The organism is Thermoclostridium stercorarium subsp. stercorarium DSM 8532 (assembly GCF_000331995.1).
Taxonomy (GTDB): Bacteria; Bacillota; Clostridia; order DSM-8532; family DSM-8532; genus Thermoclostridium; species Thermoclostridium stercorarium.
The window spans coordinates 1,930,801-1,943,766 of record NC_020134.1 but is presented as its reverse complement, the minus strand read 5'-3'; the positions used below and the strand labels follow the sequence as shown (position 1 = coordinate 1,943,766).

Here is a 12,966-nt window from a genome sequence, read left to right as displayed (position 1 = left end):
GCAAACAGCCATGAAAACCGGAGCATTTTAAAGATCCAGCCTATATAACCTGAAAAATAAGAATGCATTTATACTTTACCCTCTTTCTGAATTCTTAATCACGCACAAAGGTGTGAAACCTTCGTGCGTGGGAGAGGGGGGTTATTCATAAACACTGTTTAAAATCTCGGAATAGGACGGAATTCTCCAGTGTTTGCTGCTTACAATCAGCTCAAGCTCATCAACAATCATGCGAAGTTCGCTCATTGCGGCACATACTTTTTCACGGTATGCCTTTGCCATTTCCAGATTGTCCTTGATTTCCTTTACGGCTATTGTCTGTTCTGTAAGGCGTTCCAGCTTTTCCGTCAGGTATTCTGAAAGTTTTGACAGCCTTTCCATAAGCTTTTCTTCCGGAAGAGTTGAAAGCTCAGGGCTAATGCTCTTTTTACGGATTGCCAGCTCGGCAAGTTCGTTCTGGTAATCAAAAACGGCAGGAATTACCATCTTGTTAACCATGTCAATCATTGTCAGGGCCTCGATGTTAATTGTTTTTGAATAATTTTCAAGCAAAATTTCATAGCGTGAACGGATTTCATGCTCGGTAAATACGCGGTGACGGGTGAACAATTCAATGCTTTTCGGGCTGACAAAGGCCGGCAGCGCATCGGGCGTGGTTTTCAGATTTGACAGCCCTCTTGCTTCCGCCTCTTTAACCCATGAGCCGTCATAGCCATTACCGTTGAAGATAATGCGCTTGTGCTCTCTGATAACCCTTTTAATAAGTTTGTTCAGATTGGCCTTAAAATCACTGCTGTTTTCAAGTTCGTCGGCAAATTGCCGTAACGATTCCGCCACAATTGTATTCAGGACAATGAGCGGGCCTGCGATCGAAAAGGCTGAGCCAAGCATACGCAGCTCAAACTTGTTGCCTGTAAACGCAAAGGGGGATGTGCGGTTCCGGTCAGTAGAGTCTTTAGGGAAGCGGGGCAGTACCGGTGCGCCTATTTCCATCAGTGCCTTACCCTTGCATTCATACAAAGCGTCGTTTTCGATGGCATTCAAAATTCCAGTAAGTTCGTCACCGAGGAATATTGAAACTATTGCAGGAGGAGCTTCGTTTGCTCCCAGCCTATGATCGTTACCCGCACTTGCTACCGAAACACGGAGAAGGTCCTGATAGTCGTCCACTGCTTTTATTACCGCAACAAGGAATAAAAGGAAGAGCGCATTTTCAAAGGGCGTGTCACCGGGATCAAGAAGGTTTATTCCCGTGTCTGTGGCCAAAGACCAGTTGACGTGTTTTCCGCTGCCGTTTATCCCTGCAAAGGGTTTTTCATGTAAAAGGCATGCCAGACCATGTTTGGCCCCTATGGTTTTCATAAGTTCCATTGTCAGTTGGTTCTGGTCGGTCGCCACATTGGCTTCGGCATAAATTGGTGCTATTTCATGCTGTGAAGGAGCCACCTCGTTATGTTCGGTTTTTGCATAAACGCCAAGTTTCCATAACTCTTCATCCAGTTCTCTCATAAATTTCAGGACACGCTGCTTTATCGGCCTGAAATAATGATCTTCCAGCTCCTGGCCTTTTGGCGGACGGGCACCGAACAAAGTTCTTCCGCAGTGCATCAGATCCGGTCTTTTTAAATACATATTCATGTCGATTAAAAAGTATTCCTGTTCCGGGCCTGCCATTGCCACAACACGTTTTACGTCGTTCAGCCCGAAAAGGCGGAGTATCCTTAAAGCCTGTTCGTTTAATGCATGCATTGAGCGTAAAAGCGGGGTCTTTTTGTCAAGGGCTTCTCCGCTGTACGAGCAGAATGCGGTAGGGATGTACAGTGTATTGTCTTTTATGAAAGCATAAGAAGTTGGATCCCATGCGGTATATCCTCTTGCTTCGAAAGTGCTGCGAAGACCGCCTGATGGAAAGCTTGATGCATCGGGTTCGCCTTTTACCAGCGATTTTCCGGAGAACTCGGTAATTGCCCTTCCTGTTCCGTCAGGTGCCAGAAAGCTGTCATGTTTTTCTGCGGTAATACCCGTCATGGGCTGGAACCAGTGGGTAAAATGAGTGGCACCTTTTTCTATTGCCCAGTCTTTCATAACGCTGGCAACTACGTTTGCAACGTCAAGCTCAAGCGGAGTGCCTTCGGCAATTGATTTTTTCAGGGATTTATATATATCTTTTGGCAGCCGTTCACGCATGACTGCTTCGTTAAATACCATGCTGCCGAAATTTTCGCTTATATTATTGTTGTACATGTTAAATTCCCCCTTTTAAAGCAATTCTATTCCGGCTTTTTTGCAACCTGAAATTGTTTCTTCGTCCCAAATGGAAACCTGAACTTCGCCGATATGCGCTTTCTGCAGTAACAGCATGCACACCCTCGACTGGCCTATACCGCCGCCTATTGTAAGAGGCAGCTCACCGTTAAGCAGCATTTTGTGGAAAAGCAAATTGCGGCGATCATCGCAGCCTGCTTTCGTAAGCTGTTCGTCCAGGGATTTTTCGTCAACGCGGATGCCCATCGACGACACTTCAAAAGCACATTCCAGGACATCATTCCAGAACATGATGTCACCGTTAAGTTTCCAGTCGTCATAGTCAGGCGCCCTGCCATCATGCCTAATTCCCGATTTCAGTACATCGCCAATCTGCATGATGAAGGCGGTTTTATGTTCCCTTAAGTATTCGTTTTCGCGCTCCCGTGGCGAAAGAGCGGGATATAAATCTTCCAATTCCTGAGTGGTTATGAAGGAAACTTCCCGCGAGAGCTTAACCGTAATCTGCGGGTACAGTTTTTTAATTTCGTCCAGCGTGTCGCAGATGACACCGACAATTTTTATTACCGTGCTCTTTAATGTATCCACGTTTCTTGTGGAACGATCTATCACTTTTTCCCAGTCCCACTGATCAACGTATATGGAGTGAAGGTTATCCATCTCTTCATCCCGGCGTATGGCATTCATATCGGTATATAACCCCTGACCGACAGGAAATCCGTATTTGTGCAGTGCCAAACGTTTCCATTTCGCAAGGGAGTGGACAACCTGACCGTAAGTGTTTGTTTCTCTTATGTCAAACTCCACAGGACGTTCAACGCCGTTCAGGTCGTCGTTTATTCCTGTATTGGCGGGAACGAACAGCGGAGCGGAAACCCTTATCAGATTCAATGCCTTTGACAGTTTTTCCTCAAAAATTCTTTTTATCGTTCCTATTGCATTTTGCGTTTCATAAAGATTAAGAACAGGTTTGTACCCTTTTGGAATAATGAGTTTACTAATGGTTAACACTCCTTTCATAATAAACAACCGTAGAAATATCTTAGGAATTCGGCTGCCTGAAAACATGCAGGTCTCTAAGCCATTTCTTCGGCTGTTTCGGTGAAAATGAAAAACAGAAAAGGCGCTGCGGATTTTAAAATCCACAGCGCCGTTGCTGTATTACGGGTTTAGTGTAACACAGGGAAAGTTAATTGTCAACCCTTTTTTTTACAAAAACACGGATAAAATGAATTAAAGCAATTTGAAAATTGCAAATAACAATGATTTTTAGGTCATAAGTTTTAATTATATTAGACATTATGCAATATTATTATTTAAAAACTTCATCATTTGGTTGACATCGGTTCTTATCCCATAGTATAATGAAGTAGAAATATTTAAAGGGTGTTTAATGAACAAAGGCGTTCATTAGATAGTACCCATGCTGTAAAGCATACTGGGAATTGTTTCCTTGTCGGGTACTATGTAATGGACGCCTTAATTTTTAGCTTATATTGCGGGTGTACGGAATAAAAGATACGAAAAGATTTAAAATGCGGGGCTTGTTCCCGCCAGACGGGATAAAAAAATTTTCAGTGTCCTTTTAATGTGTAAACGGAGGGTTGATTGTGAGGGAAGGAACGTTCAGAAATATATCAGGATGTGCGATTTCAGGGATCTTTTCAAAATCCGGCAGGCGATTTTCGGGCAAGCTCATAATGGATTCGATAGCCACTATGCGTGAGCGATCCAACGGGCTTGGCGGTGGTTTTGCAGCTTACGGTATATATCCGGAGTACAAAGACTATTATGCTTTCCACATATTCTATGACAGTGAGGCTGCAAAAGAGGAATGCGAAAAATTCCTTGACAGACATTTTGAAATTATATCACTTTCAAAAATTCCCACAAGAAAAATCCCACAAATAACCGATGCTCCGCTCATCTGGAGATATTTCATGGCACCGTCGCCCGTAAAGCTTGCCGAAAACAATCTGGATGAGCGTGAATATGTGGTAAGGTGTGTATTCAGGATTAACAGTACGATAGACGGCGCCTATGTCTTTTCCAGCGGAAAAAACATGGGTGTTTTCAAAGCCGTGGGATATCCCGAAGATGTAGGACGATTTTACCGCCTTGAGGAGTATGAAGGGTACTGTTTCACCGCCCATGGACGGTACCCTACAAATACTCCCGGCTGGTGGGGAGGGGCACATCCCTTTGCGCTGCTTGATTATTCCGTGGTACATAACGGTGAAATATCGTCGTATGATACCAATCGTCGTACCATTGAAATGTATGGATATAAATGTATGTTAAAAACAGATACTGAAGTAATTGCTTATATGATTGATTATCTCCATAGAAAGAAGAAGCTTACCCTTAATGAGGTTGGCACGGTATTTGCCGCACCGTTCTGGTCAAGTATGGAAAACATGCCGGAACAGGAAAGGGAACAAGTTGAATTTCTTAGAAATGCTTTTGAATCATTTCTGATTAACGGGCCGTTTTCCATTATTGTAGGTTTTGAAGGCGGAATTATGGCGCTGAATGACAGGTTGAAGCTCAGGAGCATGGTGATCGGTGAAAAGGATGACATGGTATACATAGCCAGTGAAGAGGCCGCGATACGCATAGTGCAAAATGATTTGGACAGGGTATGGTCGCCCGGTGGAGGAGAACCCGTTATTAAAACAATTGAGAAAGTTAAAACAATGGAAAAAATCAGAACAATAGAGGAAGGAATGCTGCAATGCGTGTAAATTTCCTTTATCCCGAATATGAAGTAATCAGAAACTATGATCGTTGTATAAACTGCCGTATATGCGAACGCCAGTGCGCAAATGAAGTACACAAATATTTAAGTGAAGAGAAAAAAATGGTTTGCGATGATACGAAATGCGTAAACTGCCAGCGGTGTGTTGCCGTGTGCCCGACCATGGCGTTAAAAATTGTTAAAACCGACAATACATTCAAGGAAAATTTTTACTGGAATTCAAAAACCATAAGGGAAATATACAAACAGGCCGAAAGCGGCGGGGTATTGCTGTCCAGCATGGGTAATCCGGAAGAATATCCTGTTTATTTTGACAGAATGCTCCTCAACGCGTCCCAGGTTACAAATCCCTCGATAGATCCTCTGAGGGAACCGATGGAAACCAAAGTTTTCCTTGGGCCTAAGCCGGACAGGATAGAACGGGACAGTGCCGGGAGGATAATCAGCAACATCCCTCCGCATCTTACCCTCTCAATGCCGGTTATGTTTGCGGCAATGAGCTACGGCGCCCTCAGTTATAATGCACATGAAAGCCTTGCAAGGGCGGCTGAGGAGCTGGGGATTTATTACAACACCGGTGAGGGCGGTCTTCACGAGAATCTTTACAAATACGGGAAAAATACAATTGTCCAGGTGGCGTCGGGACGTTTTGGCGTTCACAAAGCATACCTTAACAGTTGCGCGGCTGTTGAAATCAAGATTGGTCAGGGTGCAAAGCCCGGGATAGGCGGACATCTCCCCGGCACGAAAATTGTGGGAGATATTTCAAAAACACGCATGATTCCCGAGGGCTCTGATGCCATCTCTCCGGCCCCTCACCATGATATATATTCTATAGAGGATCTAAAACAGCTTGTTTATTCGATAAAGGAAGCCACTGCCTATAGTAAGCCTGTTATTGTAAAGATTGCGGCCGTTCATAATGTGGCTGCAATAGCGAGCGGCATTGCAAGAAGTGGCGCTGACATTATCGCGATTGACGGTTTCCGGGGCGGAACCGGTGCTGCGCCGACGCGTATCCGCGACCATGTGGGAATTCCAATTGAACTGGCTTTGGCAAGTGTCGACAGACGCCTTCGTGATGAAGGGATTCGTGACAAGGTATCCATTGTCATAAGCGGAGGAATACGTTCCAGCGCCGATGTGGTAAAGGCGATAGCGCTGGGGGCTGACTGTGTTTACATAGGCACCGCCGCACTTATTGCAATGGGGTGCCATATGTGCAGGAGTTGCCATACCGGTAAATGCAACTGGGGAATCGCGACTCAGAGGGAGGATCTTGTAAAGAGACTGAATCCTGACATTGCCTATAAAAGGCTTGTTAACCTGTTAACCGCATGGCAGCACGAAATAAAGGAAATGATGGGCGGTATGGGCATAAATTCAATAGAAAGTCTGAAAGGCAACCGCCTTATGCTCCGGGGCGTCGGCCTCAGTGAAAAGGAGCTTGAAATATTGGCGATTAAACACGCCGGAGAATGACGGGTTTTCTTAGAAGCGAAATTTAAGTGGTGCGAGTTTTTTCAGATAAACTGCGGGAGGTGCTTATTGATGACTTTGTCTGCTTATGAACTGGGTTTTAGGGTATTAAATGATAAAATGCGTGCCGCAAAAGGAAAGGTAGTAATAAATAATTGTTTTGGCGAGCGGTTTATCGGTGCGGGTGCCGATTCACAGACCATTATTGTAAACGGAACGCCCGGCAATGCCCTTGGCATGTACCTTGACGGTGCAACGATAATAGTAAACGGAAACGCACAGGACGCAGTCGGTGATACAATGAACGACGGGAAAATAATAATACACGGGAATGCCGGTGATGCCCTCGGTTATGCCATGCGTGGGGGAAAGATATTTGTAAAGGGAGACTCGGGATACCGTACGGGCATTCATATGAAGGAATACATGGACAAAAAGCCTGTGATAATAATCGGAGGATGTACCGGAAGTTTTCTGGGCGAATATCTTGCCGGGGGTGTTATTATAGTTCTGGGGCTTAATACCGACGGCTGGCCTGCCGGAGATTTTACAGGCGTCGGAATGCACGGCGGCGAAATGTTCATAAGAAGCAGCAAGGTTCCTTTAAATCTTCCGCCACAGGTGAGTTTTGATATAGCGGATGAAGAGGATTTGGAGAAAATAAGAGATGATCTGCTGGAGTTTGGCGGGACATTCGGTGTTTCAACCGATGAGATTTTCAGTAAACCCTTTTATCACCTGGTGCCGAATGGAAAAAATCCGTTTAAAAAACTTTATACCGAAAATTAGTGGGTGAAACCTTTAAATGTTTGAATTGCCAATTAATAGCTCATGCTGATATAATGGAATTAAAGGAAGGATAAGATAACTGGAGGGTTAGAAATGCTCACCACCGTTGATGAGGTTCTGGATTTTATAAAAGATAATGATGTAAAGTTTATTCGCCTTTCTTTCTGTGATTTGCTGGGGAGACAGAAAAACATATCCGTTATGCCTGATGAACTGCCGCGGGCATTTGAACATGGCATTCCGTTTGATGCCCATGCAATAAGCGGTTTTAACGACATAACAAAGTCAGATCTGCTGTTAGTCCCCGATCCAACCACATTGTCGGTTTTGCCGTGGCGGCCCCAGCAGGGAAGGGTGGTTCGGTTTTACGGTTCTTTCCAGAGTTAGTTGATTTAATATAAAAGTATGGTATAATGAAAAAGTATTAAACAAAAGAAAAGAGGTAATTTTATGGATGAGTTTATTAAGCAGTTAGATCAAAATCTAGACTACATTTGTCATGAAATAATTAATGGCAGATGCTATATAACAGTAGCTTCCAACCGTAAAGAAGTAATATGTCCATTCTGCGGTTGGCCATCATCCAAAACACATTCCACATATAGCAGAACCTTTCAGGATCTTCCAATACAAGGTAATAAGGTATTTATTATTATGCGTAATAGAAAGATGTTTTGTAATAATCCTGACTGTAATCATACTACTTTTGCAGAAAGATTTGATTTCATTTCCGATAAGGCGAAGAAAACACAACGCCTTGAGGATGAAATTGTACGCCTGTCATTAAATTGCAGTTCTGTTGCGGCGTCTAAAACTCTGAGGGAGAATGTTGCGGATGTTGGTAAAAGTACTATCTGCAACCTCTTAAAAAAAAGAAATACCTGTTGTTGATAAGGAGAATGTAATAGCTGTCTGCATTGATGATTTCGCCATTAGGAAACGTGAAAGCTATGGAACAATTATGGTGGATATCTCCAAACGTCAAATAATTGATATGATTAACTCAAGAGATTATGAAACTGTCTGCAAGTGGCTAAAAACATACCCAAATCTTCATGTGGTATCGAGAGACGGGTCTGTCACCTATAATAATGCAATTGCAGATGCACATCCGGGGGCTTTACAAATAAGTGATCGTTTTCACTTACTGAAGAATCTGACCTCATATGGGAAGGAGTATCTAAAAAAGAAGCTAAAGCCACAAATCTTAATACAAGCGGTTAGTCAGGAAACTTCCAATGAAGGAACAGGAACAATTAAACAGGCAGATGAAAATAGAAAACTTACATTAAAAGAGAAATATGAGCGGATAGAACAACTTCTAGCAGCAGGAAAGTGCAAAACAGCAATCTGCCAAAGCATAAATATGGATATACGGGCTTATGATAGGCTGATGTCAATGACGCCCGAAGAAAGAGAATCTTCATTTCAAACAAAGATGATGACCGTGCACGAAGAGAAAGTGAAACAAAAAATGGAACGTGTGAATGAAGTGCGTGAGTTAAAGAAAATAGGTTGTAGCAATCATGAGATATCCAGACGTACTGGACTTAATAGATCAACAATTCGGAGATATCTTGATGAAAACTTTAATCCAGTCCATGCTTCCTATGGCAAAAAGAAAAACGGGAAACTAACACCATACATAAAAGAAATTGATGAATGTCTTGAGAAAGGGATTATGGGTTCTGAGATTGAAAAAAAGATACGTGGGATGGGATATGATGGTTCATCATCAACTGTGCGGCAGTACATAACAGATTGGAAAAGGTGTAGAAAATTATATTACGATAGAAGTAGAGAAGGTGGAAGAAAAACGGAAACAATTGAAAGAAAAAATATTTTTAAGCTATTATACCACCCAATAGAGAATGTGAAGTCAATCAGCCGGGAACAATTTGAAAGGATATGCAATGAATATCCTTGTTTTGAAAAGATACATAGTATAATATGGGAATTTAAAGGACTTCTCACTGGTAAAAATGTTGACGCACTCGATAAATGGATGGAGAAAGCAAAAAAGCTAGGTATACCGGAAATAGACAGTTTTATATGTGGACTTGAACGGGATTTGGATGCCGTGAGGAATGCGATAAAATATGAATATAGCAATGGGCTTGTAGAAGGGAGTATTAATAAACTGAAGGTAATAAAACGAGTTATGTATGGGCGATGCAGTTTTGAAACATTAAGAACCAAAACTCTCCGGCTTGAAAAAATGCGATTGCTCAACTAACTCTGGAAAGAACCGGTTTTACTGCAGCATAAAGAACCCTGACGGCAGTGTTTTCTGGGGTGATACCAGGGAGATTCTCAAGTCGGTGGTAAATAAATTTTCACAAAAAGGGTACACATGCATGATAGGTGCCGAATGCGAATTTTATCTGTTTAAGACCGACGAAAACGGAGAACCTACTACAAAACCCTTTGACAACGGTGGTTATCTTGATGTTTCACCCCTTGATAAAGGTGAAAATGTAAGGCGCGAGATTTGCCTGTGCCTTGAAGAAATGGGGATTAGGCCTGAAACATCACATCATGAGCAGGGACCCGGTCAGAATGAGATAGATTTCAAATTTTCAGACGCCGTAAACAGTGCGGACAATCTTATTACTTTCAAACAGGTGGTAAGGAGTATAGCGGCAAGGAACGGACTGTTTGCTTCGTTTGCTCCGAAACCACTGCCCGGTAAAAGCGGCAGCGGTCTTCATATAAATATTTCACTGATGAAAAACGGACAGAATATATTCAGGCTGGGTGAAAAAGAAGATTCCAAAATACCCGAATCTTTTGTCGCAGGCGTCCTTCAGAAGATAACCGAAATCACCGCATTTTTAAATCCCATACCCAACTCTTACGAACGTTTGGGTTATTTTGAAGCACCGAAATATGTTTCATGGTCTTATGGCAACCGGTCACAGCTCGTGCGCATTCCTGCCGCTCAAAAGGACAGGAGGCGTATGGAGCTGAGGTCTCCCGATCCTGCCACAAATCCGTATCTTGCCTTTGCGCTTGTAATAGGAGCGGGAATGTATGGGATTGAGAACAATCTGGAATTGCCGGAAAGCATAAACGTGGATCTTTATTCGGCGGATGAGAGTATTACAGGTAAACTTCCGAGGTTGCCGGAGAACCTGGAAGAAGCTTTGAGACTTGCCGAAAAATCCGACCTTGTAAGAAGTATATTAAACGAACGGGTGATTGAAAGATTTGTAGAGCTAAAGACAAAAGAACTGAAGGAATACGACCGGGCTGAGGATAAGTATGGGCATTTTATTGAAAATTATTTCAGGGTGATTTAGTCGGTTGAGCTTCTGTAAATAAAGGTGAGACTTTATGGATAGTGCGCTTATAATATCAGGTTCAGATAAAATTGCCATGTCTCTGGCGGAGATGCTGGCACAGGCGTCTGTGACGGAAGTCACCACCGTGTCGAACGGCGGAGAAGCAAGGAGGATGCTGATAGAAAGGGATTTTGATCTATATATTATAAATACGCCGTTGCCCGATGAATTTGGAGAGAGTCTTGCATTAAGCATCGCAACAAAGGAAATAAGCGTAGTTATTCTAATAGTAAAGGCTGAACTGATGGATGAAGTTTCAGACAGAGTGGAGGATTATGGCGTCATTACATTGGGACGGCCTCTGAGCAGGGCACTGTTCTGGAATGCACTGAAACTTGCTTCTGCAACTCATAAAAAGCTTAAAGCAATACATAATGAAAATAAGAAACTCATTCAAAAAATAGAAGACCTGCGTGTTATAGACAGGGCAAAATGTATTCTGATTTCGCGTTTTTCAATGACCGAGCCAGAAGCGCACAGATTTATAGAAAAACAGGCAATGGATATGCGGATAACAAGAAGGAAAGTCGCGGAAAAGATACTGAGAGTTTATGAAAATTAAAATAAGGTGTTGCAGAACTACATAAAACGGATGTGGGGCGTTAAGCCCCTAATCTGTGTGAATTGCAAAAGTAGTTTGATTTGCAACGGGTAACAAGGAGGATAAAATGACTAAATTTATATTCGTAACAGGCGGAGTTGTGTCAGGGCTTGGAAAAGGGATTACTGCCGCAAGTCTGGGAAGGCTTCTGAAACAAAGAGGTTTAAAGGTTGCGGCACAGAAACTGGATCCGTATATAAATGTAGATCCCGGAACAATGAACCCCTTTCAGCATGGTGAAGTGTTCGTGACCGATGACGGCGCTGAAACCGATTTGGATTTGGGACATTACGAGAGGTTTATTGATGAAGATTTGACCAAGTTTTCAAATCTTACTGCCGGAAAGGTTTACTGGAATGTACTGAACCGTGAGCGTACAGGTGGTTATCTGGGGCAAACCGTTCAGGTTATCCCGCATATTACAGGGGAAATCATCAATTTCATATACAGCGGAGCGGAAAAGAGCGGGGCTGATGTATTGATTACCGAAATCGGCGGTACGACAGGGGATATTGAAAGCCAGCCTTTTCTTGAAGCAGCAAGACAGATCTATCTTGAAAAGGGGCATGAGAACTGCCTTTTTATTCATGTTACGCTTGTTCCGTATTTGAAAGGTTCAAATGAGCATAAATCAAAACCCACGCAGCATTCGGTGAAAGAACTGCGGTCCATGGGAATTTCGCCGAATATCATTGTTGCACGAACCGATGAACCTTTTGATGAAAGCATAAAAGCAAAGATTTCTTTATTTTGCAATGTCAAGCCCGACTGCGTGATTGAGAACCTTACCCTTCCGTGCATATATGAGGCACCGCTGGTATTGCATGAAAACGGCCTGGACGAGGTGGTATGCAGGGAGCTCGGGCTTAAAACTGATAAACCCGATTTGACGGAATGGAGGGATCTGATAAATAAGATTAACAGCCGGGATAAAGAGGTCACGATTGCTATTGTGGGCAAGTATGTGAAATTCCATGATGCATACCTGTCAATCATAGAAAGCCTTAACCATGCCGGATTTGATACAGGCACAAAAGTTAATATTAAATGGATAGAAAGCGAAACGGTAACCGAACAGAATGTGGATGAGAAATTGAATGATGTAAGCGGTATTATTATACCCGGCGGATTCGGAGACAGGGGAATAGAAGGCAAGATAGCGGCCTGCAGATATGCAAGGGAAAACAACATACCTTACCTCGGGATATGCCTTGGAATGCAAATAGCAGTTATCGAATTCGCGCGGAACGTTTGCGGGCTTAAGGGCGCCCATTCCACTGAATTTGATCTAAACACCCCGCATCCTGTTATTGATCTTATGGAACAGCAGATTGGAATTACGCAAAAGGGCGGTACAATGAGGCTGGGGGCTTATCCGTGCAAAACAAGGGAAGGAACAAAAATCAGGCAGTTATACCGGAAAGAATTAATCAGTGAAAGGCACCGCCACAGGTATGAATTCAACAATGCTTACAGAAAAATCATTACCGAGAACGGAATGAAAATATGCGGGACATCACCTGATGAAAATCTTGTGGAAGCAATTGAACTTCCCGGAAATAATTTTTTCATTGGTGTTCAATACCATCCCGAATTCAAGAGCCGCCCGAACAAACCCCATCCGCTGTTTGTGGGCCTTGTGGAAGCCGCTCTGGAGTTCCGGAAAGGGAAAAAATAAAACATAGAGCAGGGGATTTGCGTACATTTTTTATTTTGTCGCATATACTGTA

10 protein-coding genes and 1 pseudogene are annotated in these 12,966 nt (G+C 43.1%); 9 read left to right on the top strand and 2 right to left on the bottom strand.

The annotated features are described in order from the left end of the window. Positions 1 to 141: 141 nt before the first annotated feature. Positions 142 to 2,244: a glutamine synthetase III family protein gene (locus CST_RS08390; RefSeq protein ID WP_015359447.1), complete on the bottom strand. Its 2,103-nt coding sequence runs from the start codon at positions 2,242 to 2,244 to the stop codon at positions 142 to 144. Positions 2,245 to 2,259: 15 nt separating this feature from the next. Then, positions 2,260 to 3,267 carry an aspartate--ammonia ligase gene (asnA, locus tag CST_RS08385; protein WP_169316010.1) on the bottom strand — a complete coding sequence of 336 codons (1,008 nt, stop codon included), beginning with the start codon at positions 3,265 to 3,267 and terminating at the stop codon, positions 2,260 to 2,262. A 602-nt stretch (positions 3,268 to 3,869) separates the two neighbouring features. On the opposite strand from asnA, the gene CST_RS08380 reads away from it, so the two are divergent. The 9 genes and pseudogenes from CST_RS08380 (at position 3,870) to CST_RS08340 (ending at position 12,914) form a co-directional block, all read left to right on the top strand. Continuing rightward, positions 3,870 to 5,009 carry a class II glutamine amidotransferase gene (locus tag CST_RS08380; RefSeq protein WP_479694037.1) on the top strand — a complete coding sequence of 380 codons (1,140 nt, stop codon included), beginning with the start codon at positions 3,870 to 3,872 and terminating at the stop codon, positions 5,007 to 5,009. Beyond that, the gene (locus CST_RS08375; RefSeq protein WP_015359444.1) at positions 5,000 to 6,505 is read left to right on the top strand and encodes a glutamate synthase-related protein; all 1,506 of its coding nucleotides are present in this window, start codon (positions 5,000 to 5,002) and stop codon (positions 6,503 to 6,505) included. The genes CST_RS08380 and CST_RS08375 overlap by 10 nt, the downstream gene beginning before the upstream one ends. A 69-nt stretch (positions 6,506 to 6,574) precedes the next feature. Further along, positions 6,575 to 7,291, top strand: coding sequence for a GltB/FmdC/FwdC-like GXGXG domain-containing protein (locus tag CST_RS08370; protein ID WP_015359443.1), 717 nt, complete (start codon positions 6,575 to 6,577; stop codon positions 7,289 to 7,291). A 93-nt stretch (positions 7,292 to 7,384) separates the two neighbouring features. Beyond that, positions 7,385 to 7,660, top strand: a pseudogene (locus CST_RS08365) (glutamine synthetase beta-grasp domain-containing protein); the annotation flags it as partial. 81 nt (positions 7,661 to 7,741) lie between these two features. Further along, a complete protein-coding gene (locus CST_RS08360) occupies positions 7,742 to 8,182 on the top strand; it encodes an ISL3 family transposase (protein WP_015358154.1) in 441 nt (146 codons plus the stop codon). After that, complete coding sequence (locus tag CST_RS08355) at positions 8,169 to 9,527, top strand: ISL3 family transposase (protein ID WP_257745869.1); 1,359 nt, start codon at positions 8,169 to 8,171, stop codon at positions 9,525 to 9,527. Before CST_RS08360 ends, CST_RS08355 begins: the two co-directional genes overlap by 14 nt. Beyond that, a complete protein-coding gene (locus tag CST_RS08350) occupies positions 9,502 to 10,593 on the top strand; it encodes a glutamine synthetase family protein (protein WP_095666467.1) in 1,092 nt (363 codons plus the stop codon). Before CST_RS08355 ends, CST_RS08350 begins: the two co-directional genes overlap by 26 nt. A gap of 34 nt (positions 10,594 to 10,627) precedes the next feature. Next, the gene (locus CST_RS08345; protein WP_015359440.1) at positions 10,628 to 11,197 is read left to right on the top strand and encodes an ANTAR domain-containing response regulator; all 570 of its coding nucleotides are present in this window, start codon (positions 10,628 to 10,630) and stop codon (positions 11,195 to 11,197) included. Between the two features lie 106 nt (positions 11,198 to 11,303). Further along, complete coding sequence (locus tag CST_RS08340; protein ID WP_015359439.1) at positions 11,304 to 12,914, top strand: CTP synthase; 1,611 nt, start codon at positions 11,304 to 11,306, stop codon at positions 12,912 to 12,914. The last annotated feature ends 52 nt before the right edge of the window (positions 12,915 to 12,966 follow it).